Here is a 21,469-nt window from a genome sequence, read left to right as displayed (position 1 = left end):
CGCCGGGCCTCAGGCGTCGATGTCGGCGCACTCCTACAGCGCGAAGCCCTCACAACTTGCACCATATGGTGCAACCGATCGATACGATTGGCACTCCTGGACCATTGCTCCTCGTCAGTGGCAGGCCGAAAAATGTGAATGTCTTCCGACATGCCAAGGACGCTCAAGACATACATCGTCGAAGACAACGCCACGATCCGGGAAAACCTGGTCGGGACCTTGGAGGAACTGACCCGAGTCTCGGCCATCGGCCATTCCGAAACTGAATCCGACGCCAGGCGCTGGCTTCATGAGCATGCCAACGACTGGGACCTGACCATCGTCGACCTCTTTCTCAAGCAAGGCAGCGGCCTGGGCGTCCTGCAGGAATGCCTCCAGCGCCTGTCCACCCAGAAGGTGGTGGTGCTCAGCAACTACGCCACGCCCGACATCCGCAAGCGTTGCGCGCAACTGGGCGCGGATGCCGTGTTCGACAAGTCCAATGAAATCGACGCACTGGTGGACTACTGCGCGCTGCTCTCCAGCGACTCAGGCGCGGCGGCCAGTGCGCCGTAGCCGCAGCCTCCTCCCCGGCCGCTTGGCGGCAGCGCCCGGGCGCCGTCGGCCCGCGGGGCTGCCGCAAGTGCAGGCATGCGGCAGTGCAGCACAGCCCGGGGGCCTGCGCTGCGCTTTCGCGACCGGCTCAGTCGATCAGCTTGTTCTTCAGGGCGTAGTAGGTGAGGTCGCTGTTGGAGGACAGGTTCATCTTCTCCATCAGCCGGGTGCGGTAGGTGCTGACCGTCTTCACGGACAGCGACAGCGCCTTGGCGATGTCGCCCGCGGTTTCGCCCTTGGCGAGTTTCAGGAACACCTGGAACTCGCGCTCGGACAGTTGCTCGTGCGGCGCGCTGTCGGTCTTGCGGTCCAGCTGGCGCGCCAGCAGGTCGGCCACGGCCGGCGTGATGTGGCGGCGGCCCAGGGCGATGGTGCGGATGGCGTTCACGATTTCCATCGGATCGCATTCCTTGTTGAGATAGCCGCTGGCGCCCTGTCGGATGAGGTTGAGTGCGTAATGCTCCTCGGGATAGGCGCTGAGGATGAGGATGCCCACGTCGGGCGCCTTGGCGCGAATCATCGCCAGCGCATCGATGCCGCTTTGCCCCGGCATCGACAGATCCATGACGAGCACATCCATTTCGGTGTTGCGCACGAGGTCGATCGCCTCGCGGCCGCTGGCTGCCTCGCCGACGACGCGCAGGTCGACATGTTCCGAGAAGAACTGTCGCAAGCCCGAGCGGACGATGGCATGGTCGTCCACAATTCCGATTCTGATCATCTGTTGCCCTTGTCGCTTGATCGCATTCTGATGAGCGCTTACGGTCCCGTCCCTGGTTCAAGATGATTATTCACAGTTTGACCTCAAGTCTTGTCGGACAGCGCCTGCAACGTTGGTTGGCATTTCGCCCACTCCAGCTGGGCCTGGGCCTGGCCGTGCTGGCCGCGCTCGTGCTGGTGTTCATCAACGAAACCGGCTATCGGCAATCCACCCGGGCGCTGCAGGAGATCGGCGAGGCGCAGGGCGAGCGCCTGGTGCTCAGCTCGCTGGTGCAGAACATCGTGGACGCGGAAAACGGCCAGCTCGGCTATTTGCTGACCGGCCAGCCGCAGTACCGCGAACCCTACGACGCGGCGGCCAAGCAGATTTCCAACCAGCTGGCCGCCCTTCGCAAGCTCTACGAGGGCAAGTCCGACGAAAGCGCGCGCCTGGCCACCCTCACCGACCATGTGATGCGCAAGATGGCCGAAATCGAGATGACGGTGCGGCTGCGCGAATCGGGCAAGGACGATGCCTGGAAGTTCGTGGTCACCACCGACGTGGGCCGCGAGGAAATGGCGGCCATCCGCACCGAGGCCGCCGGGCTGATGGCCCTGAGCAACCAGTCGCTCATGGCGGGCCAGGCGCAGATCGCCCGGTCCCTGGCCACGGCGCGGCTGGGCATCGGGCTGGCCGCCCTCACCGGCCTGTTCGCCTTCTATCTCTACCTGCGCCAGACGCACCGCCTGCGCGAAGCCGGCGAGCGACAGCAGCAAGCGCTGGAACGCGAGCGCAACGCCCTGGAAGATGAAGTGCGCGAGCGCACCGCCACGCTGGGCGAGCTGGCCACCCACTTGCAGGAGGTGCGCGAGAACGAGCGCGGCTTCCTGGCGCGCGAGCTGCACGACGAGCTCGGTGCGCTGCTCACCGCCGCCAAGCTAGACGCCGCACGGCTCAAGTCGCGCCTGGCCACCTCGCCGGAAGCGACCGAGCGGCTGCAGCACCTGACCGAGCTGCTCAACAGCGGCATCGCGCTCAAGCGCCGCATCATCGAAGACCTGCGCCCTTCGTCGCTGGCCAACCTCGGGCTGGTGGCATCGCTCGAGATCCTGGGCCGCGAGTTCGCGGAGCGTTCGGGCATCCAGGTGGAGATGGCGCTGGAGCCGGTCAACCTCAGCGAGAGCAACCAGCTCACCGTCTACCGCATGGTGCAGGAGAGCCTGACCAACATCGGCAAGTACGCGAAGGCCACCGAGGCCACCATCGTCCTGCAGAACTTCGGCAGCCATGTGCAGGTGGAAGTCGCCGACAACGGCCAGGGCTTCGACATGCACAAGATGAAGCCCGCCACGCATGGCCTGTCGGGCATGCGCCATCGGGTGGAGACCGCGCACGGCAAGCTCAGCATCGCGTCGGCGCCCGGACGCGGCACGACGCTGCGCGCGGTGCTGCCCGTGGCGGCTCCGCCTGCCGCGGAGCCGGCAAATGGCCTGCCTCCTACGCCCCCCGCGCCCGGCGGCTGACACCTTCGCCCCAGCAGAGCGCCTAAGGTTTTCACATGCGCCAGACACGTGGCGCAAGACCCGCTGAGGAGTTCATCATGCTGTACTACGCAGTCGTCTTCCTGATCATCGCCCTGGTGGCCGCAGTGCTCGGCTTCGGTGGTATCGCTGCCGGCGCGGCCGGTATTGCCAAAGTGCTGTTCGTCATCTTCGCGGTTCTCGCCATCGCCGGTTTCATCGCAAGCTTGATGCGCCGCGGCTAGCGCGGCTACGATGGCCGGGGCAAGTTCCATCGTCAACATCTCATTCAAAGAAAGGGAAGAAGCAATGAGCGCAACACCCAAGACCGCCTCCGAACTGGCCGAGGAATATCGCCAGGCCGCACAGGACACGGTTGAATCCACCCGCGCCTATGCGCAAAACGCGGTGAACGCTGCCGGGGAACGAGTGCGCGACTTCCGGCGCGAAGCCGAACCCACCATGGAGCAGATCGCCGCCCGGGTCCAGCAGGCCGTGCAGCGCGGACTGGAATCTGCCTCGAAGACCAGTGCGCGCGCGCAGCGCCGGTTCGAGGAAGCCGCGGACATGACCGGCCGGTACATCGCCGACCAGCCTGTGCGCTCGGTGCTGCTGGCGGCCGCCGCGGGCGCTGCCATCACGGCGCTGATCGTGCTGGCCACGCGGCGAAGCGACGACGACTGACCGATGGCGCCAGGGCACGCAGGTGCCCTTTGCGCCTGTTCGTCAGCCGAGCTTCGCGCGGCGCGAGGCATTTCTCCATTCCGGGCCTCGCCCGCATTCAACATGCTGCATCCCATCTACACCACGGTACTCGGGCATCCGGAACTGGTTGCCGACCATGTTGCCAACTACATGGCGCTGGTCAGGGAAGAAGCCGCAGAAGCGAGCCGCCGCCTGGTGGCCCGCATCGTGGCAGGCGTCCTCGCGGCCATCAGCGCGGTCATGGCGTTGGGGCTCATCGGCATCGCCGCCATGATGGGTGTGATGCACGGGAGCTTTCACTGGGTCCTGGCCGCGGTGCCGGGCGTCGCGGTGGTGGTGGCGCTGGTCGCCGGCTACTACGCCTCGCGCCCGGCCAACCTCGAGGGCTTCGAGGACATCCGCGCGCAACTCGAAGCCGACGTCCGTGCGCTGCACATGGCAGGAGAAGCCCGTGCCGACTGAACCACAACAGCGCCTCACCCCGCAGCAGCGCCTGGCCGTTTCGCGCCACGCGCTGATGAGCCAGCTGCAAGGCAGCGAAGCCTCGGGCCAGCGCGCGAGCGAGCGCCCTTCCTTCCTGAACGGCGTGTCCTGGGCACCGGTCGCGCGCGGTGTGGCGCGCCATTGGTGGCAGCGCCACCCCCTGCACGCTGCGGGCCAGTTGGCCCGCCCGGTCCTCGAGAAGTACGCGCGCGAAGAGCCGCTCAAGCTGGTGGCCGTGGCGGCGGCCGTCGGCGCCGCCGTGGTGCTCACCCGCCCCTGGCGCCTGCTCAGCGCGTCGGCCCTCGTCGCGACCACGTTCAAGACCTCGGAACTCGCGGGCGTGGTCAATGCGCTGATGCAGCGCAAAACCTCCCCACGAAAGGATTCGCCATGACACAACAACAGAACACGGCCCATGCGGCCCCGGCCAGCGGCCGCCTGCAGCTGGACGAGGCGGCCATCCGCGCAGCCGGCCAGCGCCTGGACGACGGCGCCGTCACCCCGGGCTTCGGCCCCTGGCGCGACGACATCGTGAAGCTGCTCAACGATGCGCTGGCCACCGAGCTCGTCTGCATCCTGCGCTACAAGCGCCACTACTTCACCGCCAACGGCGTGCAGTCGCCGGCCATTGCCGACGAGTTCCTGGTGCATGCCAACGAAGAGTCGGCGCATGCCGACAAGATCGCGGAGCGCATCGTGCAATTGGGCGGCGAGCCCGACTTCGCGCCCTCGCACCTGCTCGAGCGCAGCCATGCCGGCTACGACGCCTCCACCGACCTGCAGTCCATGGTGCGCGCCAACCTCGTGGCCGAGCGCATCGCGGTCGAGAGCTATCGCCAGATGATCAACCTGATCGGCGACAAGGACCCGACCACCCGCCGGATGCTGGAAGAGATCCTGGCGCAGGAAGAGGAACATGCCGACGAGCTGAAGGACTGGCTGGGCCACTGAAACGGCCGGCCGGAAGACAGTAAAAAGCCCTGCGATGCAGGGCTTTTTACTGTCCGTCGGGTCCCGGTAGCGCCGCGCCTACATCGTCTTGACTTCGAGCTGGTTGTCCACCGAGCTCACGCCCTTGACGTTCTTGGCGATCTCCTCGGCACGTTCCTTGGCCACCGGGTTGGGGGCCGGGCCGCGCAGGGTGACCTTGCCGGCCTGCGTGTCGACGTCGATCTTGATGGCACTCAGATCCGGATCCTTGGCCAGGCCGGCGCTCACGGCGGCCGTGATGGTGGCGTCGTCGGCCGCCTTGGCCATGGCGCTGCCGGCGTCCTTGGCCGCCTCCGTGACGCGCGATGCGGCATCGGAAGACTCCACCTTCGCCCGCGCTTCCTGCGCCATCTGCTCGGTCTTTGCCTTGGCTTCCTCCGCCGCGCGCTCCGTACGGGCGACCGCGTCGTCCACTGCCTGTCCGGCACTGCGGTTTTCGCCCTTGTCGCAGCCGCCCAGTGCCAGCGCCGCAGCGCCCAGCAGCGCGCAGGCGCAGCCGGCCTGCAGCTTCCCGGCCAACAGCAGTTTGGCTTCTGTCATGGCAATCTCCTGAAATCGAGATGACCCAATCTAGCCAGGGCACCACGCGGCGCCTGTCTGCCCGGTGCCGCCAATCGCTGTAGGACAAGGGTGCACGCTTCAGGCGGTGACGATCCAGCCTTCCAGGGGGTCGATGCCCTCCGGAAGCCCGAAGCCGGGCACGCGCTGGCTGGCCCATGCCGCCTGCACGAGGCACAGCAACGCGTCGATGGCGTCGCCGGTGGCATCGGCCACGAGCATCTCGAGCTGCCCGGGCGTCGCGTCGAGCGAGATGGCCAGCCGTGTGTCGCCACGCACGAGCGCAGCCGCCAGATCGGCACGCGCCACCCGGCGTTCCTCCGTCTGGCGCGACGTGTCGTCGCTCTTGTAGCTGCGGCGCCCGATCAACTCGCGCGCCAGCAAGCCGGGGTAGCCTTCCAGGGCGATCCGCCCGGCGGCGTTCGCTGGCATGTGCAATGCAGGAAACGCGGCGCCGGCCGCCAGCAGGCGCGGCACGCCGGCGTGCAGCATGTAGGCCACCGGCGGGTTGACCCACTTCATCGAGGAGCTGGAGCCGGCCGGCCCGTCTGTCGCCCGGTGGACGAACTTGGCGCCGACGGGACGCGCGGCGCAGAACGCGGCAAACAGGCGGCGGATCTCGGGGCGCTCCAGTGCGGCGTAGTGCGCGATGAGTTCAGGCCATGCGGTGGGCCAGCCCAGGTGCTCGACCAGCTCGCGCGGCAGGCTGAACGGGAAATCGAAGGCACCGATCCAGCGCGGCTGCCCGGCCAGCCAATCGCCCCAGGCCTGCAGCGTGGTGAATCTCAGCAGTTCATCCAGCGCCAGCCTGCGGCCGGCCGGGTCGAGCGAACCGACTGCGACGACGATGGCCTTGCGGCGGGTCGGTGCGCTGGAGAAGTCGCAGCCGAGCAGCAGCTCCGGTGGCAAGGGGCCGTCCGGCGGTGCCCTAGGGGCGGCAGACGATCGATGCGGTGGCCATCAGCTCTTCGAGCAGCGCCATCGAGACCTTGCCGGACACCGCATACGGGTCGAGCTCTGGCCGCTCGGAATAGCGCAGCAGCATCGAGGAGTGGACCTTGGTGAGGCTCACCAACCCCATGGTCCAGCCGCCGAAGCGGCGCTCGTTGATCTCTTCGAAGTGCAGCAGCTCCACGTCCTTGTGGCGCGGGTCCTTCTGGATGTGGCCGAAGAGCTCGCTCACCGCCTTGCGGCCGCCCTCGATGGCCTGCAGGAACACGCCGCCGCCATGGCACAGGATGCCGGTGATGCCGGTGGAGGTGTTGTGGGCGCGCGCCTGGGCCAGAATGGCCTCGACGGTCCTCGGATCGGAATCCACCGCACGGCTGGCATAGAGCAGACGGACGAGCATCTCGAATCAACCTTTGCTTGATTAGCCTTTGCGCGGAAGCAGCGACAGGAATTCGCGGCGCAGCGAGGCGTCTTTCAGGAAGGCGCCGCGCATGACCGAGTTGATCATCTTGCTGTCCATTTCCTTCACGCCGCGCCACTGCATGCAGAAGTGCTCGGCCTCGACCACCAGCGCCAGGCCGTCGGGGCTGGTCTTTTCCTGGATCAGGTCGGCCAGCTGCACCACGGCTTCTTCCTGGATCTGCGGACGGCCCATGACCCACTCGGCCAGGCGCGCGTACTTGGACAGGCCGATGACGTTGGTGTGCTCGTTGGGCATGACGCCGATCCACAGCTTGCCGATGATCGGGCAGAAGTGGTGCGAGCAGGCGCTGCGCACCGTGATCGGGCCGACGATCATGAGCTCGTTCAGGCGCTCGGCGTTGGGAAACTCGGTGAGCGAAGGCGCGGGCACGTAGCGGCCCCTGAACACCTCGTTGAGGTACATCTTGGCCACGCGGCGGGCGGTGTTGCCGGTGTTGTGGTCGCCTTCGATGTCGATCACCAGGCTTTCGAGCACGCCCTTCATCTTGTCCTCGACCTCGTCGAGCAAGGACTCCAGCTCGCCGGGCTGGATGAACTCGGCGATGTTGTCGTTGGCGTAGAAGCGCTTGCGGGCGGCCTGGATCCGCTCGCGGATCTTCACGGAGACGGGCGTGCCTTCATCCTCCGCAGCCGGCGTGGCCGGCGCCTCCACGGGGCGCAGCTTGGCGTCGATCTTGGTCAGCATTGGTGCATCCTATCAGTGAATGGATTCCCTGCCCTCCCAGGCCGGAATACACGTGGCAATTGCCTCGTCTGCTATCAATCTTGTAGCGAAAAATCGGCCACGAGCGGCAGGTGATCCGACATGCGCGCCCAGATCGGGCCGCGCGGTACCGAGCACTCCGTCAGCCGCAGGTGGCGTGCATAGATGAAATCGAGCTGCGTCAGGGGCAGGCGCGAGGGGTAGGTCAGGATGCGCGGGCCGCGCAGGTCGCTGGCGTCGCGCAGGCCCATCGCGTTCATGGCGTAGCGCATGCGCGCACCCCAGTCGTTGAAGTCGCCGGCCACGACCAGCCGCTCGTCCGGCGGGATCTCGCGCTCGACGAAATCGCGCAGCTGGGCCACCTGGCGGATGCGGCTGCCCTTGATCAGCCCCAGGTGCAGCACGATGGTGTGCAGCGGCGTGCCGTCGACGTCGATCACCGCGTGCAGCAGGCCGCGCTGCTCGAAGCGGTGGTCGGAAATGTCGCGGTGCGTCTTGCGGATCACCGGCCAGCGGGTGAGCAAGGCGTTGCCGTGTTCGCCGTGGCGGGTGTAGGCATTGGTTTCGTAGACCGCCGTGTAGCCCAGGGGCGCGAGGAACTCGGCCTGCGACTGCTCGGGCCAGCGCGCGAACTTGAGGGCCGCCTTGCGGTTCATCTTGCGCACTTCCTGCAGGCAGATGATGTCGGCGTCCAGCTGCTCGACCGCATGGCCGAGGTTGTGGATTTCGAGCCGGCTCGCGGGCCCGAGCCCCTGCACACCCTTGTGGATGTTGTAGGTGGCAACGCGCAGCTTGTTCTCGGCAGTCATTCCAGAAATTTTGGCATCAACAGGATCGCTTCGGCGTTCGACGGCGAAAAGCAGGCGTCGGCCGCCTGCCGGAACGGCAGCCATTGCCAGGCGTCATGCTCGCGCGGCTCGAGCACCGGCTCGATGCGCTCGGGAACGCACAGGCCGAACAGGTGCTCGGTGTTGCGCAGCACGCCCGGCGCGTAGCGCCATCGCCATTGCGGATAGATGGAATAGACGTTGGAAACGTTCCAGGCCCGCAGTCGCGCGGACAGCGGCGTGCCGGGGCGGCAGTCGATGCCCGTTTCCTCGTACACCTCGCGCGAGGCGGTCAGCGTCAGAGGCTCGTCCACCGTGTTCTTGCTGCCGGTGACCGACTGCCAGAAGTCCGGCGCGTCGGCGCGCCGGATGAGCAGCACGTCTTGCGCCGGCGTGTAGATCACGACCAGCACGGACTCGGGGATCTTGTAGGGCTTGGCAGGGACCGTCATGGGATGCAGCGGGGCTCTTGCGCAGTGGGCGGGACCGGACCGACATGCTATTGCACGGCTGAAGAAAGTTGAATTTCAGAGGATGGCTCGCCGCCCATACTGCGCCCGCCAAGGGATGGTTCGCTGTGTCATTCCCATCGAATCTGCATTCGCCGAAATGGCGCGCGGTCCTCTCGAGGCATCACACAAATATCGCTCAGAGAGGAAACCATGAAGATGCATTCAGTCCCCAGGGGTATTCAGCGGCTACGGGCCGTCGTTTCGGCATCCGCGGTCGTTGCCCTGCTTGCCGGTTGCGGCGGAGGCGGCAGCGGCGGTGAAAGCGGCCAGTCCGCCGCCGTCCAATCGGCGAATGGCGACCCGATCGCGCAAGCGGGCCGGGCTGAAGGCACGGGCAACATGGCGGCGGCGCCCCAGGGCGCTTCCAACGCGCTGACGACGGACATTCCGCCGCCTCAGCGCCAGCCGGAGAGCAACTACGACTCTGCGCTGAACTGGGCATCTCAGAAGCTCGCCCAACTGACGACCCGCACCGTGACGGCTGACAACGACGTCAAGTCCACCAGGGCCGCCGTGGCGCCCGCCGCCGCACCGGATGCCAACGCCAAGGGCGGCTGGACGCCCCGGGCGACCTGGCCGCTCATCGCCATTCACTCTGCCCTGCTGCCCGACGGACGCGTGATGACCTACGGCACCGACGGCACCGGAATGCTTCAGACCGGCAAGCTCATCTATGACGTCTGGGATCCGGCCGGCGCCCTGGATGCAGGGCACCTGACGCTGCCGAACATGACCGGCACCGACCTCTTCTGCAATGCGCAAACCCTGCTCGCGGGCAGCGGGCAGTTGTTCCTGGCAGGCGGCGATCAATACGAGCCGGGCGATCCCCCAGTGGGCTACAACCTCCGAACCCGCGACACCGCGCTCTTCGACCCGGGCACCAATACCTTGAGTCCGGCCAAGGGCCTCAACCGGGAGCGGTGGTATGCCACCGTCACCACCTTGTCCGATGCGCAAATCTTCATCGCCGGCGGCGCCGGCGGAAACGACAGGCCCGAAGTGCGCGCCAAGGACGGCACGTTCAGGCTCCTCGAGGACGCGCCCACCGACAATTTCAGCTACTGGTATCCGCGCAATTTCCTGACGCCGGACGACCGGATTTTCGGCCTGGACATCGACGGCCTCATGTTCTTCGTCGATCCGCGGGACCGGGGCTACGTCCAGCGGGTTACCAACCTCGTCAAGGATTTCGCTGCGAAGGGCTCCAGTGCCGCCATGTACACGCCCGGCCAGATCCTGCAGATGGGCGCCAACAGCAATCGCGTGGCGCGCATCGGAATCAACCGGCCGGTGCCCCAGGTCAGCGAGACGGCACCGACGTCGACCAAACGCTTCTGGGGCACCACCACCGTGCTTCCGGACGGCAAGGTCCTGGTCACGGGCGGGAGTGAAGTCGACAACCGCTTCGTGGGCGTCAACAACGCGGCGGAGATGTGGGATCCGGCCGTGGGCCAGTGGAGCGTCGGTGCCGTGGGCACCGACCCGCGGCTCTATCACTCCAGCGCCATTCTGCTTCCCGATGCCACCGTGCTCGTCGCCGGGGGTGGAGCGCCCGGGGTGCGCCCCGCCGACAATGTCAACGCGATCGATGGCGTGAACTACAAGACCGCCGAGCGCTATTCGCCGCCCTACCTCTTCGGCCCCAATGGCGAACCCGCGCCGCGCCCGCAGATCACCTCCGCACCGGACACCCTCACGCCGGGGCAGATCATCTCCATCGGCGTCAACAGCGGCCTGCCCATCTCGAAGGCGGTGCTGCTGCGCACCGGCTCGGTCACGCACTCCTTCAGCTTCGACAACCGGCGCGTGCCACTGGACATGCAGCAGACCGGCAACACGCTCCAGGCGCATGTGCCGACCAATGGCGCGGTGGTCCCGCCGGGCTACTACATGCTGTTCCTGATCGACACCGCCGGCGTGCCGTCGGTCGCCAAGATCGTGTCGATGAACGAAGGCGCCCGACAGGCCATCCACGCCGACTGGCTGGGCACCATCGGCAACTGGGGCGGGGGCCAGAGCTTCACCTCTGAATGCCAGAGCGACGAAGTGCTGGCGGGCATCCAGGGGTCCTCGAACAACGAGGTGAGGAACATCGGTGCGCAATGCGTGCGCGTCGACAAGGCCGGCCGCTGGATCGGCGAGCCGTACAACGAGAAGACGTACGGCGGCACCGAGGGCGGGGCCTACACCCGCACCTGCCCGCGCGACCAGGCGGTGGTGGGCTACAGCGGACGCTCGGGCGCGCGCACCGACAACATCGTCGTCTCGTGCGAGCCGCTCAGCGGCCTCAACCGCGCCGGCGGCGTGCCCACAGCGCTGGCCGCCGTGGGTGGCGCAGGCGGCACCGAACGTGCCTACCGGCGCTGCGGCGCCGAAGGCGTTGCGCGGGGCCTCTACGGGCGCTGGGGCGCTTCGGTGGACGCGGTGGGCCTGCTGTGCCGCAGCGAAGACACGGCTGCCGCATTCCCCTTCTTCACCGCCTCGAAGACTAGCTCGTTCGGCAGCAGCACCGGTGGATCGCCCTTCGCCCTGTCCTGCCACAGCGACGAAGTGCTCGTGGGCGTCAGCGGCCGTTCCGGCGGCAATCTCGACAAGCTCGCGCCGCTGTGCGCGAAGGTCGACGAATGGGGCAAGTGGTCTTCGGACGTGATCGGCCGCGGCGCAGCCGGCAACAACGGCGGCAGCCCCTTCAGCCGGCTCTGCCCTGCCGATCAGGCGGTCAGCGGCTTCGGCGTGCGGACCGGCGCCTACGTCAACCACATCACCCTCCAATGCCAGCCACTGGCCAGCCCGGGGCGGCTCAAGGCTGGCGTGACCACGCTGGACGGTGCCGGCAATGCCAACGGAACGGCCAACGGCGCTGCCTGCGCCAACGGGCAGCCGGCGAATGGGCTTTACGGCCGTGCCGGCTGGTACATCGATGCGGTGGGCCTGGCGTGCCGGGGCAGTGCCTCGAGCTGATCGATTGCCGGACAACGCCGGTCGTCGCGCCTGACGTGCGATGACCGGCAGAAACAAAAACGCCGGGCATCACCCCGGCGTTTTTTTGTTGTGCGGCGAATGAAGCCTGCTCGCCCGTCGGGCGCCCGCGTCAGCCCGCAGGCGTCGGGTTGCGCAGGCGGATGTGCAGCTCGCGCAGCTGCTTCTCGTCGACCGGGCTCGGGGCCTGGGTGAGCAGGTCCTGCGCGCGCTGGGTCTTGGGGAAGGCGATCACGTCGCGAATGGACTCGGCGCCGGTCATCAGCATGACCAGGCGGTCCAGGCCGATGGCGATGCCGCCGTGCGGGGGCGCGCCGTATTGCAGCGCGTCGAGCAGGTAGCCGAACTTGGCCTGCGCTTCGTCGGCATCGATCTTGAGGGCGCGGAACACCTTGCTCTGCACTTCCTCGCGGTGGATACGCACCGAGCCGCCGCCCATCTCGATGCCGTTGAGCACCATGTCGTAGGCCTTGGCCAGGCACTTCTCGGGCGCGCTGTCCATCAGGTCTTCGTGGCCGTCCTTGGGGCTGGTGAAGGGGTGGTGCACCGCGCTCCAGCGCTGGCCGTCCTCGTCGTATTCGAACATGGGGAAGTCGATCACCCACAGCGGGGCCCAGCGGTCTTCGAACAGGCCCGCCTTCTTGCCGAAGGCGCTCTGGCCGATCTTGATGCGCAGCGCGCCGATGGCGTCGTTGACCACCTTGGCCTTGTCCGCGCCGAAGAACAGCAGGTCGCCGTTCTGTGCGCCGGTGCGCTCGATGATCTGGGCCAGCACGTCGTCGCCGATGTTCTTGACGATGGGGCTTTGCAAGCCCTCGCGGCCGGCGGCCACGTCGTTGACCTTGATGTACGCCAGGCCCTTGGCGCCGTAGATCTTGACGAACTCGGTGTAGGCGTCGATTTCGCCGCGCGAGAGGCCGCCCTCTGCGCCGCCGCCGGGCACGCGCAGGGCCACCACGCGGCCACCGGGCATGTTGGCCGCAGCCGAGAACACCTTGAAGTCGACCGTCTTCATCAGCTCGGTGAGTTCGGTGAACTCCAGCTTCACGCGCAGGTCGGGCTTGTCGGAGCCGTACTTGAACATGGCGTCGCCATAGCTCATGACCGGGAATGCGCCCAGCTCGATGCCGGCGGCGTTGGTGAACACCTGGCGGATCATGCCCTCGAACATGGCGCGGATCTCGTCCTCGGCCAGGAAGGAGGTCTCGATGTCGATCTGGGTGAATTCGGGCTGGCGGTCGGCGCGCAGGTCTTCGTCGCGGAAGCACTTGACGATCTGGTAGTAGCGGTCGTAGCCGGCCACCATCAGCATCTGCTTGTACAGCTGGGGCGACTGCGGCAGCGCGAAGAAGCTGCCGTCGTGCACGCGGCTGGGCACCAGGTAGTCGCGCGCGCCTTCGGGCGTGGACTTGCCCAGCATGGGCGTCTCGATGTCGATGAAGCCGTTGGCGTCGAGGAACTTGCGCACCTCCATCGTCACCTTGTAGCGCGTCATCAGGTTCTTCTGCATGGCCGGGCGGCGCAGGTCCAGCACACGGTGCGTGAGGCGCGTGGTTTCGCTGAGGTTGTCGTCGTCCAGCAGGAAGGGCGGCGTGACCGAGGGGTTGAGCACCTTCAGCTCGTGGCAGAGGACTTCGATCTTGCCGCTCTTGAGCTGGTCGTTCACCGTGCCCTCGGGGCGGGCGCGAACCAGACCGGTGACCTGCACGCAGAATTCGTTGCGCATGCTCTCGGCCGTCGCGAACGTGGCGGCGCGGTCGGGGTCGCACACCACCTGCACATAGCCCTCGCGATCGCGCAGGTCGATGAAGATGACGCCGCCGTGGTCGCGGCGACGGTTGACCCAGCCGCACAGGGTGACGGTTTGGCCCATCAGGGCTTCGGTCACGAGACCGCAGTAGTGTGAACGCATGGCCATGGCTCGTTGCCGGCGCCCTCTTGAGGCGCCTACTCCTCTAACTTGATTTCTGTCGGTTTCTTAAGCGGTGGCGATCGATGCGGGGCCGCCTGGCACCACCACACCCATCGACACGATGTACTTGAGCGCCTCGTCGACGCTCATCTTGAGTTCGATGCATTCGCTGCGCCGCAGCATCACGAAATAGCCGCCGGTGGGGTTCGGCGTGGTGGGCACGTACACGCCCAGGTAGTCGTCCTGCAGGTAGTTGAGCACATCGCCGCCCGGCGTGCCGGTGACGAAGGCAATGGTCCAGACGCCCGGGCGCGGCCATTCGATGAGCACCGCGGTGCGAAAGGCGTTGCCGCTTTCGGAGAACAGGGTATCGGAAACCTGCTTGACGCTGGAGTAGATGGAGCGCACCACGGGAATGCGGCGCACCACTGCGTCGCCCCAGCCCAGCAGGCGCTTGCCGACGAAGTTGCTGGCAATGGCCCCGACGCCCAGCAGGATGGCCAGCGTCAACAGCACGCCCAGGCCGCGCACGCGATGCTGGGTCAGCCATGTCTGCCAATCGGTGGGCAGGAGCCAGAGGGTCTGGTCCAGCGTGCCGATGATCCAGTCGAGCACCCACAGCGTGATGGCCAGGGGAACGATGACCAGCAGGCCGGAAAACAGCCACTTGCGCAGCGCGAGCATGGTGCCGTGCATGCCTCTTAGTTGGTGCTTGCAGGAGCGGGACTGGCCGCAGGCGCAGGCGCGGCGGCAGGCGCCGGGGCGCTCGCCGCCGGCGCGTCAGAAGACGAGGCCGACGCGCCCTTGCTGTCGCTGCCGGCCTTGCCGGCGCTGTCGCCGCCCCGGAAATCGGTGACGTACCAGCCGGAACCCTTCAGCTGGAAGCCGGCGGCGGTCACCTGCTTGCTGAATGCGGCGGCGCCGCATGCCGGGCAGTCGGTCAGCGGTGCATCGGACATCTTCTGCAGCACGTCCTTGGCATGGCCACAGGCGCTGCACTTGTAGGCATAGATTGGCATGGGAAACGGGGAGAAAAGGCACTGGCAGGATGGCGCCAGCAAAGCCTTCAATTATAAGGGCGCCCTCCCCCGGTCGGCGCCCATGGCGCCCGAGCGGGCGCCATGCCGGCTCAACTCACCGCAATCGGGCGGTGCGGGGTGCGTACATTGGTCAGCCATTGCGGCGCCAGCGACCCGGCCAGCATGCCGGCCACCGAGGCCAGCAGCCCGGCCAGCTGGGCCGGGAAAGCCTCGCCCCAGGCCATGCCCAGGCCGGCCAGCCAGACGCCGATGCCCAGGGCGATGGCCGCCACCGCACCCTGGGTGGTGGCGCGCTGCCAGTACAGGCCGAACACCAGGGGTACGAAGGCGCCCACCAGCGGCACCTGGTAGGCGCCGGACACCAGCTCGTAGATCGAGGTGCCCTGCATGCGGATGGCATAGCCCAGCACGCAGGCGCTGAACACCAGCACGGTGATGCGCATGGTCATCAGGTTGGACTTGTCCGACCCCGCCGGACGGAACTGGCGCCAGATGTTCTCGGTGAAGGTCACGCTGGGCGCCAGCAGCGTGGCCGAGGCGGTCGACTTGATGGCCGAGAGCAGCGCGCCGAAGAACAGCACCTGCATCACGAAGGGCATCTTCTCCAGCACCAGGGTGGGCAGCACGCGCTGGGGGTCTTCCTTGAGCAGGGTGGCCGTGGCTTCGGGCATGATCAGCAGCGCGCTGGCCACCAGGAACATGGGCACGAAGGCGAAGAGGATGTAGCAGATGCCGCCGATCACCGGCCCGCGGGTGGACGACTTGACGCTGTTGGCCGACATCACGCGCTGGAACACGTCCTGCTGAGGGATCGAGCCCAGCATCATGGTCAGTGCGGCCGCCAGGAAGAAGATCATGTCCTTGAAGCTCGGCTCCGGCCAGAAGCGGAACAGGTCCTTGCTGGCGGCGAACTCGATCACCTTGGACGCCCCGCCGGCCATGTTGCCGGCGAACATGGCGATCACCGCCAGGCCCAGCACCAGGATGATCATCTGGATGAAGTCGGTCACGGCCACCGACCACATGCCGCCGAACAGGGTGTAGGCCAGGATGGACACCACGCCGATCACCATGCCCACCGGCACGCTGATGAAGCCGCCCGACAGCACGTTGAACACCAGGCCCAGCGCCGTCACCTGCGCCGAGACCCAGCCCAGGTAGCTGAGCATGATGATCAGCGAGCACGCCACTTCCACGCTGCGGCCGTAGCGCTCGCGGTAGTAGTCGCTGATGGTCAGCAGCGTCATGCGGTAGAGCTTGCCGGCGAAGAACAGGCCCACCAGGATCAGGCAGGTGCCGGCGCCGAAGGGGTCTTCCACCACCGCGCCCAGGCCGCCTTCGATGAACTTGGCCGGAATGCCCAGCACCGTCTCCGAGCCGAACCAGGTCGCGAAGGTGGTTGTGACGATCATGTACAGCGGCAGGTGCCGCCCCGCGATGGCGAAGTCGGCCGTGTTCTTCACCCGCTTGGCGGCCCACAGGCCGATGGCGATGGTGACCAGCAAATAGACGATGACCAGGCTCAGCAGCACGAAAGTCTCCTCAAATCCTCTTTTTCGATCTCTTGAATGCCCGCCGCGGCTCAGAAGAACAGCCGCACGCGCACCAGCAGCTGCATGGCCAGCAGGCCCAGCACGAACCCGATGCCGCCGTAGATGATGGCTTGCAGCAGCTTGTTCGTGCGCTTCTGTGCCGCCAGCAGTTCCAGGAGTTCCCGGCGGTGGTCGGTGGGCGGGCGCTCCAGGTAGTCGTGCAGCAGGCGCGGCAGTTGCGGCAGCAGCTTGGCCAGGCGCGGCGACTCGGCGCGCAGCTGCTGAAGCAGCTTCTTGGGGCCGAGCTGGTCGAGCATCCACTTCTCGAGAAAGGGCTTGGCGGTGGCCCAGAGGTCCAGCTCGGGGTCGAGCTGGCGGCCCAGGCCTTCGATGTTGAGCAGGGTCTTTTGCAGCAGCACCAGCTGCGGCTGGATCTCGACGTGGAAGCGCCGCGAGGTCTGGAAGAGGCGCATGAGCACCATGCCCAGCGAAATTTCCTTGAGAGGCCGGTCGAAGTACGGCTCGCACACGGTACGGATGGCCGCCTCGAGTTCGTCCACCCGGGTGCCCGGCGGCACCCAGCCGCTTTCCAGGTGCAGCTCGGCCACGCGCTTGTAGTCGCGCCGGAAGAAGGCGGCGAAGTTCTGCGCCAGGTATTCCTTGTCGACCTCGGTGAGGGTGCCGATGATCCCGAAGTCCAGCGAGATGTAGCGCCCGAAAGTGGCCGGCTCCAGGCTCACCTGGATGTTGCCCGGGTGCATGTCGGCATGAAAAAACCCGTCGCGGAACACCTGCGTGAAGAAGATGGTCACGCCGTCGCGCGCCAGCTTCGGGATGTCGACGCCGGCCGTGCGCAGGCGGTCGAGCTGGGCGATGGGCACGCCGTTCATGCGCTGCATCACGATGACTTCCGGATGGCAGAAGTCCCAGAACATCTCCGGAATGAGCACCAGGTCGAGCTTGCTCATGTTGCGCCGAAGCTGGGCGGCATTGGCGGCCTCGCGCACCAGGTCGAGTTCGTCGTGCAGGTACTTGTCGAACTCGGCCACCACCTCGCGCGGCTTCAGGCGCTTGCCGTCGGGCGAGAGCCTCTCGACCCAGCCGGCCATCATGGCCATCAGCGCCAGGTCCTTCTCGATCACGCCGCGCATGCCGGGGCGAAGCACCTTCACCGCGACTTCGCGCCTGCCGCCATCGGGCTTGCGCAGCACGCCGAAGTGCACCTGCGCAATGGAGGCGCTGGCAATGGGCACCTCGTCGAACTCCTCGAAGATTTCCCCCACCGGCCGGTGGAAGGCGCGCTCGATGGTGGCGATGGCCACCTTGGAGTCGAAAGGCGGCACCCGGTCCTGCAGCCAGGCGAGTTCGTCGGCGATGTCGGCCGGCAGCAGGTCTCGCCGGGTCGACAGCACCTGGCCGAACTTCACGAAGATGGGGCCCAGGCGCTCGAGCGCCTCGCGCAGGCGCTGGCCGCGCGGCGCGTCGAGCTTGCGCCCGAACGAAACGATGCGCGCCAGCGCGTGCAGCCAGGGCTTCTGGAAACTGGTGAGAACGAGCTCGTCCAGGCCGTAGCGCAACGCGACCAGCACGATGAACGCGCCGCGAACGAGCCGGCTCATTCGGCGTCGGACTTCGTGGCAGCAGGGCCTTTGCGAGCCGCCTTGTCGACGAACTGGCGCAAGCCCGCCACCATCCTGCGCGCGGCATTGCCGATGGCATGCGCGGGCACGTCGCCGATGACGCGCGCCAGGTCGTCCTCCACGTCCCAGCGGACATGGTCGACCAGCCAGTTGACCTCGGCGGCCAGTTGCACGTCGCCGACGATGCGCACCATGGGCTTGTCACCCAGCATGGCCGCCTGCGCCAGCTCCAGCGGGTTTTCCTGCGTGATGCTCAACGTCAGGTCGGGCGTGGCGCCCTCGGGCGCCAGGTCGAGCAGGCCGGCGGGCGTGGCCACCAGGCGAATGAAGATGCCGCGCCAGCGCGCCTCCACCACCTGGCCCTGCTGGCGCTTCAGGCGCGCCTGCGCCTCGGGCTCCTGCTGCAGCACATGGTTGAGGAAGAGCACCGTCCGATGCTGGATCTCGTGGATGGCCCACGCGGGGGGCTGCAGTCGGCTCGACGCCTTGTCGAACAGCTCGGCGAGAAAAGCAAATGGGGACGATGGTGTGGCCATGTCCCCATTATCGTCGCGTCACGCAGGCGCCCCGCTTTGCGGCGGCCGCCCCAGGCTGACTTTTTACTGCAGCGCTTGCACGCCCGCCACCAGCCAGCCGCTGCTGCCGTTCAACGGCTTGGTCATGTTCCAGACCTCGCGGAAGGGGCTCGGGCCGGCCGACATGTCTTCGCGGATCATGCCGGAGAACTCGACGCTGGCCATGTAGACGTCGGGCAGCTCCTCGATGCCCAGCAGCTTGGCGTCGAGCATGACCACTTCCGTCTTGTTGGGCTGGCCACCCGTGTGCGCCTCGCGCTCGGCCAGTTGCGCGCGGATCTCGCCGACCATGCCGTCGGTCATCATGGAACGCAGCATGGTGATGTCGCTCTTGTCCCAGGCGTCCTGCAGCGTCACGAAGTTGCGCTTGGCAGCGGCCAGGAAGCCGTCGGTGTCGAAGCCGGCCGGGATGCCCCACGACTGCGCACCCGACAGGGCCGAGCCGATCATGCTGCCGCCGGCCAGCGCGGCCGAGCCGTGCTGGGCCGACGCACCGGCGTCGAAGGCCGCGCCCTGGCGCTCCCAGGGGCGTGCCGAGGCATCGTTGCCGACGTTGTTCGGGCTGTACTGCGCGGGTGCCGTGGCCGTGGCCGGGCCGCCCGCGCCCTGGAAGGCGTAGCCGCCCTGGCGGGCCGGCGGCGACTTGCGGGCGCTGAACATCCGCCACGCAATGAGCGCGGCCATGGCCACCAGCATGATCAGCAGGAAGTTGGCAAAGGCCGGGCCCAGGCCCAGCGAATTGGCCAGCCACGCCAGGCCCAGGCCGGCCGCCAGGCCGCCGAGCATGGCGCCCCACGGACGCTTGGGCGCTGCCGCGGGTGCGGCAGTGCCAGGCTTGGCGGTAGCAGCCGACGGATTGGCCGACTGCGTGGGCGCTGCCGTGTTGGTCGGGGCGCTGGGAGCCGCCTCGCGCTGCGTCACGTTGCTGGACTGGCGGCCTACCGACTTGCCGCCGCCGATGCGCGCGGCATCCGCTTGGATGCTCGCAAGGGCGATGGCACAGGCAAACAGAACAGGCATCAATTTCTTCATGGCGTCTCCTCTAGGGCGCTTTTCTTTCAACACTTGATTCCAACATGCAGGGCAACCACGCCCCCGGTCATGTTGTGATAGTCCACATGCCCGAAACCGCCCTCCTTCATCAGGGTTTTAAGTTCTTCTTGGGCGGGATGCATGCGGATGGACTCAGCCAGATAGCGGTAACTCGCGTCGTCACCGGCCACCAGCTTGCCCAGGCGCGGCAGCACCTGGAACGAATACCAGTCGTAGACCTTGGCCAAGGGCTTGGCCACCTTGGAGAACTCCAGCACGAGCAGCTTGCCGCCCGGCTTGAGCACGCGGTTCATCTCCTTGAGCGCCGCGTCCTTGTGCGTCATGTTGCGCAGGCCGAAGGCGACGCTCACCACGTCGAAATAGTTGTCGGGAAAGGGCAGCTTCTCGGCGTCGCACACCAGCGTGGGCAGCGCCACACCGGCGTCGAGCAGGCGGTCGCGGCCGGTGCGCAGCATGGCCTCGTTGATGTCGGTGTGCACCACCTGGCCCGATTCGCCGACCTTGCGCGCGAACGCCTGCGACAGGTCGCCCGTGCCGCCGGCAATGTCGAGCACGCGCGAGCCTTCGCGCAGGTTGGCGACCATGACGGTGTAGGCCTTCCAGGCGCGGTGCAGTCCGCCGGACATCAGGTCGTTCATCAGGTCGTAGCGCGAGGCCACGGAATCGAAGACGCCGCGCACGCGGCGCGCCTTGTCCTGCTCTTCAACCTGCTCGAATCCGAAATGCGTGCTGCTCATGGCACGCATGTTAGGACGGAAGCCCTATTTCCAAGCCGACGACCCCGCACGGTCGGCGGGCATTTGTGGTATTTCCGTGCCCGGAGGCGATGGCTTCAGTGGCTGCCGCAGGCGTGGCCGCCGCCCTTTTCGGGCATGGGCGCATCGCGATCCACACCGGCAGCGGCCAGGCGCGACGCGTATTCGGCCCACAGCGACTTCTCGTTGGCACCCAGCTCGTACAGCAGGTCCCACGAATAGATGCCCGAGTCGTGGCCGTCGCTGAAGGTGGGCTGCACCGCATAGTTGCCCACCGGCTGCAGGTCGACGATCTGCACCTCGCGCTTGCCGGTCTGCAGCACCTCCTGGCCCGGACCGTGGCCCTGCACCTCGGCCGAGGGCGAATAGATGCGCATCAGCTCGAAGGGGATGCGAAAGACGGCGCCATCGGAAAAACCCACCTCGAGCACGCGCGACTGGCCGTGCAAGGTGATCGATTGGGGCGTCGGCGCCCCGGACTGCAGACCTGCCATGTCTAGGAACTCCTGAGTCTCTCGATGATGCGCGATTCGAGCGCCGGCAGCCTGGCCGCCACCTCGGCCTCGCGCTGCACGGCGCGTTCGCGCTGCGCAGCCGACCAGACGGGGCTTGGGAAATGGCTGTCCCAGTCGAAACGGGCGATCAGGTGCCAGTGCAGGTGCGGCACCACGTTGCCCAGGGTTGCCAGGTTCATCTTGGTGGGCGAGAGCAGCTCGCGCATGGACTGCTCGATGACCGTCACCGCCTCCATGCACAGCAGGCGGTCCTCCTTGGACAGATCGGAAAACTCGCGCACATGCTCGCGCCAGATCAGGCGATAGAAGGCCGGGAAGCCCGCTTCCGAGGCGTGGATCACCCGGAACCTGGGGGTCTCGTACACCAGCCGTCCGCCGCTGCCCTCGCACAGGGGGCAGCTGACGATGCCGCTCGACGCCAATGCTCCCATCATGCCCTCCG

General features: G+C 67.1%; 25 protein-coding genes. 8 read left to right on the top strand and 17 right to left on the bottom strand.

Features of this window, described 5'->3' with window-relative positions; genetic code table 11:
- Positions 1-138 precede the first annotated feature (138 nt).
- Positions 139-555 carry a response regulator gene (locus VSO01S_RS04955; RefSeq protein ID WP_245684114.1) on the top strand — a complete coding sequence of 139 codons (417 nt, stop codon included), beginning with the start codon at positions 139-141 and terminating at the stop codon, positions 553-555.
- 127 nt (positions 556-682) lie between these two features.
- Here VSO01S_RS04955 and VSO01S_RS04950 read toward each other — a convergent pair whose 3' ends face one another.
- A complete protein-coding gene (locus tag VSO01S_RS04950) occupies positions 683-1,315 on the bottom strand; it encodes a response regulator (protein WP_068640685.1) in 633 nt (210 codons plus the stop codon).
- A 116-nt stretch (positions 1,316-1,431) separates the two neighbouring features.
- Here VSO01S_RS04950 and VSO01S_RS04945 point away from each other — a divergent pair, with 116 nt between their 5' ends.
- The 6 genes from VSO01S_RS04945 (at position 1,432) to VSO01S_RS04925 (ending at position 4,953) form a co-directional block, all read left to right on the top strand.
- Complete coding sequence (locus VSO01S_RS04945; RefSeq protein ID WP_245684113.1) at positions 1,432-2,817, top strand: CHASE3 domain-containing protein; 1,386 nt, start codon at positions 1,432-1,434, stop codon at positions 2,815-2,817.
- Positions 2,818-2,894: 77 nt separating this feature from the next.
- Positions 2,895-3,059, top strand: coding sequence for a DUF1328 domain-containing protein (locus VSO01S_RS26620; protein WP_084241690.1), 165 nt, complete (start codon positions 2,895-2,897; stop codon positions 3,057-3,059).
- Positions 3,060-3,123: 64 nt separating this feature from the next.
- Positions 3,124-3,498, top strand: coding sequence for a hypothetical protein (locus tag VSO01S_RS04940; RefSeq protein WP_068640683.1), 375 nt, complete (start codon positions 3,124-3,126; stop codon positions 3,496-3,498).
- A gap of 102 nt (positions 3,499-3,600) precedes the next feature.
- Complete coding sequence (locus VSO01S_RS04935) at positions 3,601-3,981, top strand: phage holin family protein (RefSeq protein WP_068640682.1); 381 nt, start codon at positions 3,601-3,603, stop codon at positions 3,979-3,981.
- The gene (locus VSO01S_RS04930) at positions 3,971-4,396 is read left to right on the top strand and encodes a hypothetical protein (protein ID WP_068640681.1); all 426 of its coding nucleotides are present in this window, start codon (positions 3,971-3,973) and stop codon (positions 4,394-4,396) included. The genes VSO01S_RS04935 and VSO01S_RS04930 overlap by 11 nt, the downstream gene beginning before the upstream one ends.
- The gene (locus VSO01S_RS04925) at positions 4,393-4,953 is read left to right on the top strand and encodes a ferritin-like domain-containing protein (protein WP_068640680.1); all 561 of its coding nucleotides are present in this window, start codon (positions 4,393-4,395) and stop codon (positions 4,951-4,953) included. The genes VSO01S_RS04930 and VSO01S_RS04925 overlap by 4 nt, the downstream gene beginning before the upstream one ends.
- Positions 4,954-5,031: 78 nt before the next feature.
- Here VSO01S_RS04925 and VSO01S_RS04920 read toward each other — a convergent pair whose 3' ends face one another.
- The 6 genes from VSO01S_RS04920 to nudB all read right to left on the bottom strand — a co-directional run bounded on the left by VSO01S_RS04920 (position 5,032) and on the right by nudB (position 8,966).
- The gene (locus tag VSO01S_RS04920; protein WP_068640679.1) at positions 5,032-5,532 is read right to left on the bottom strand and encodes a BON domain-containing protein; all 501 of its coding nucleotides are present in this window, start codon (positions 5,530-5,532) and stop codon (positions 5,032-5,034) included.
- Positions 5,533-5,631: 99 nt separating this feature from the next.
- Complete coding sequence (locus tag VSO01S_RS04915) at positions 5,632-6,459, bottom strand: DUF429 domain-containing protein (protein WP_068640678.1); 828 nt, start codon at positions 6,457-6,459, stop codon at positions 5,632-5,634.
- 19 nt (positions 6,460-6,478) lie between these two features.
- On the bottom strand, positions 6,479-6,901 hold the full coding sequence (locus tag VSO01S_RS04910; protein ID WP_068640677.1) for a BLUF domain-containing protein: 423 nt from the start codon (positions 6,899-6,901) through the stop codon (positions 6,479-6,481).
- Positions 6,902-6,922: 21 nt separating this feature from the next.
- Positions 6,923-7,669 (bottom strand): GTP cyclohydrolase I, encoded by a 747-nt coding sequence (gene folE, locus VSO01S_RS04905; protein WP_068640676.1) that lies wholly within the window; start codon positions 7,667-7,669, stop codon positions 6,923-6,925.
- A 74-nt stretch (positions 7,670-7,743) separates the two neighbouring features.
- A complete protein-coding gene (locus VSO01S_RS04900; RefSeq protein WP_068640675.1) occupies positions 7,744-8,496 on the bottom strand; it encodes an endonuclease/exonuclease/phosphatase family protein in 753 nt (250 codons plus the stop codon).
- Positions 8,493-8,966, bottom strand: coding sequence for a dihydroneopterin triphosphate diphosphatase (nudB, locus tag VSO01S_RS04895; protein ID WP_068640674.1), 474 nt, complete (start codon positions 8,964-8,966; stop codon positions 8,493-8,495). Before nudB ends, VSO01S_RS04900 begins: the two co-directional genes overlap by 4 nt.
- 399 nt (positions 8,967-9,365) lie before the next feature.
- Between nudB and VSO01S_RS04890 the strand changes: the two genes are divergently transcribed.
- Positions 9,366-11,987 (top strand): galactose oxidase-like domain-containing protein, encoded by a 2,622-nt coding sequence (locus tag VSO01S_RS04890; protein WP_068640673.1) that lies wholly within the window; start codon positions 9,366-9,368, stop codon positions 11,985-11,987.
- Between the two features lie 130 nt (positions 11,988-12,117).
- Here the strand turns inward: VSO01S_RS04890 and aspS are convergent, their stop codons facing one another.
- The 10 genes from aspS to VSO01S_RS04840 all read right to left on the bottom strand — a co-directional run bounded on the left by aspS (position 12,118) and on the right by VSO01S_RS04840 (position 21,461).
- A complete protein-coding gene (aspS, locus tag VSO01S_RS04885) occupies positions 12,118-13,923 on the bottom strand; it encodes an aspartate--tRNA ligase (RefSeq protein ID WP_068640672.1) in 1,806 nt (601 codons plus the stop codon).
- A gap of 60 nt (positions 13,924-13,983) precedes the next feature.
- Positions 13,984-14,601: a DUF502 domain-containing protein gene (locus VSO01S_RS04880; protein WP_068640708.1), complete on the bottom strand. Its 618-nt coding sequence runs from the start codon at positions 14,599-14,601 to the stop codon at positions 13,984-13,986.
- 17 nt (positions 14,602-14,618) lie between these two features.
- On the bottom strand, positions 14,619-14,936 hold the full coding sequence (locus VSO01S_RS04875; RefSeq protein WP_068640671.1) for an FmdB family zinc ribbon protein: 318 nt from the start codon (positions 14,934-14,936) through the stop codon (positions 14,619-14,621).
- 110 nt (positions 14,937-15,046) lie between these two features.
- Positions 15,047-16,489, bottom strand: coding sequence for a high affinity choline transporter 1 (locus VSO01S_RS04870; protein ID WP_068640670.1), 1,443 nt, complete (start codon positions 16,487-16,489; stop codon positions 15,047-15,049).
- Between the two features lie 50 nt (positions 16,490-16,539).
- Positions 16,540-18,108, bottom strand: coding sequence for a ubiquinone biosynthesis regulatory protein kinase UbiB (ubiB, locus tag VSO01S_RS04865; protein ID WP_068640669.1), 1,569 nt, complete (start codon positions 18,106-18,108; stop codon positions 16,540-16,542).
- Positions 18,105-18,665: an SCP2 sterol-binding domain-containing protein gene (locus tag VSO01S_RS04860; RefSeq protein WP_068640668.1), complete on the bottom strand. Its 561-nt coding sequence runs from the start codon at positions 18,663-18,665 to the stop codon at positions 18,105-18,107. The genes ubiB and VSO01S_RS04860 overlap by 4 nt, the downstream gene beginning before the upstream one ends.
- 63 nt (positions 18,666-18,728) lie before the next feature.
- Positions 18,729-19,736 (bottom strand): Tim44 domain-containing protein, encoded by a 1,008-nt coding sequence (locus VSO01S_RS04855; RefSeq protein WP_068640667.1) that lies wholly within the window; start codon positions 19,734-19,736, stop codon positions 18,729-18,731.
- Between the two features lie 26 nt (positions 19,737-19,762).
- A complete protein-coding gene (ubiE, locus tag VSO01S_RS04850) occupies positions 19,763-20,494 on the bottom strand; it encodes a bifunctional demethylmenaquinone methyltransferase/2-methoxy-6-polyprenyl-1,4-benzoquinol methylase UbiE (RefSeq protein WP_068640666.1) in 732 nt (243 codons plus the stop codon).
- A gap of 95 nt (positions 20,495-20,589) precedes the next feature.
- The gene (locus VSO01S_RS04845; RefSeq protein ID WP_068640665.1) at positions 20,590-21,006 is read right to left on the bottom strand and encodes a gamma-butyrobetaine hydroxylase family protein; all 417 of its coding nucleotides are present in this window, start codon (positions 21,004-21,006) and stop codon (positions 20,590-20,592) included.
- Between the two features lie 2 nt (positions 21,007-21,008).
- On the bottom strand, positions 21,009-21,461 hold the full coding sequence (locus VSO01S_RS04840) for an HIT family protein (RefSeq protein WP_245684112.1): 453 nt from the start codon (positions 21,459-21,461) through the stop codon (positions 21,009-21,011).
- Positions 21,462-21,469 lie beyond the last annotated feature (8 nt).

Source organism: Variovorax soli NBRC 106424, assembly GCF_001591385.1.
Lineage (GTDB): Bacteria > Pseudomonadota > Gammaproteobacteria > Burkholderiales > Burkholderiaceae_C > Variovorax > Variovorax soli.
This window is presented reverse-complemented; position numbering and strand designations above follow the sequence as displayed.

Bases quoted from the DNA above. Each gene is read 5' to 3' on its own strand.
- VSO01S_RS04910 (WP_068640677.1), bottom strand. From the start codon at position 6,901: ATGCTCGTCCGTCTGCTCTATGCCAGCCGTGCGGTGGATTCCGATCCG.
- VSO01S_RS04845 (WP_068640665.1), bottom strand. From the start codon at position 21,006: ATGGCAGGTCTGCAGTCCGGGGCGCCGACGCCCCAATCGATCACCTTG.
- ubiB (WP_068640669.1), bottom strand. From the start codon at position 18,108: ATGAGCCGGCTCGTTCGCGGCGCGTTCATCGTGCTGGTCGCGTTGCGC.
- ubiE (WP_068640666.1), bottom strand. From the start codon at position 20,494: ATGAGCAGCACGCATTTCGGATTCGAGCAGGTTGAAGAGCAGGACAAG.
- VSO01S_RS04855 (WP_068640667.1), bottom strand. From the start codon at position 19,736: ATGAAGAAATTGATGCCTGTTCTGTTTGCCTGTGCCATCGCCCTTGCG.
- VSO01S_RS04920 (WP_068640679.1), bottom strand. From the start codon at position 5,532: ATGACAGAAGCCAAACTGCTGTTGGCCGGGAAGCTGCAGGCCGGCTGC.
- nudB (WP_068640674.1), bottom strand. From the start codon at position 8,966: ATGACGGTCCCTGCCAAGCCCTACAAGATCCCCGAGTCCGTGCTGGTC.
- VSO01S_RS04840 (WP_245684112.1), bottom strand. From the start codon at position 21,461: ATGATGGGAGCATTGGCGTCGAGCGGCATCGTCAGCTGCCCCCTGTGC.
- VSO01S_RS04955 (WP_245684114.1), top strand. From the start codon at position 139: ATGTCTTCCGACATGCCAAGGACGCTCAAGACATACATCGTCGAAGAC.
- VSO01S_RS04900 (WP_068640675.1), bottom strand. From the start codon at position 8,496: ATGACTGCCGAGAACAAGCTGCGCGTTGCCACCTACAACATCCACAAG.
- VSO01S_RS04860 (WP_068640668.1), bottom strand. From the start codon at position 18,665: ATGGCCACACCATCGTCCCCATTTGCTTTTCTCGCCGAGCTGTTCGAC.
- aspS (WP_068640672.1), bottom strand. From the start codon at position 13,923: ATGGCCATGCGTTCACACTACTGCGGTCTCGTGACCGAAGCCCTGATG.
- VSO01S_RS04890 (WP_068640673.1), top strand. From the start codon at position 9,366: ATGGCGGCGGCGCCCCAGGGCGCTTCCAACGCGCTGACGACGGACATT.
- VSO01S_RS04880 (WP_068640708.1), bottom strand. From the start codon at position 14,601: ATGCTCGCGCTGCGCAAGTGGCTGTTTTCCGGCCTGCTGGTCATCGTT.
- VSO01S_RS26620 (WP_084241690.1), top strand. From the start codon at position 2,895: ATGCTGTACTACGCAGTCGTCTTCCTGATCATCGCCCTGGTGGCCGCA.
- folE (WP_068640676.1), bottom strand. From the start codon at position 7,669: ATGCTGACCAAGATCGACGCCAAGCTGCGCCCCGTGGAGGCGCCGGCC.
- VSO01S_RS04935 (WP_068640682.1), top strand. From the start codon at position 3,601: ATGCTGCATCCCATCTACACCACGGTACTCGGGCATCCGGAACTGGTT.
- VSO01S_RS04940 (WP_068640683.1), top strand. From the start codon at position 3,124: ATGAGCGCAACACCCAAGACCGCCTCCGAACTGGCCGAGGAATATCGC.
- VSO01S_RS04950 (WP_068640685.1), bottom strand. From the start codon at position 1,315: ATGATCAGAATCGGAATTGTGGACGACCATGCCATCGTCCGCTCGGGC.
- VSO01S_RS04875 (WP_068640671.1), bottom strand. From the start codon at position 14,936: ATGCCAATCTATGCCTACAAGTGCAGCGCCTGTGGCCATGCCAAGGAC.
- VSO01S_RS04925 (WP_068640680.1), top strand. From the start codon at position 4,393: ATGACACAACAACAGAACACGGCCCATGCGGCCCCGGCCAGCGGCCGC.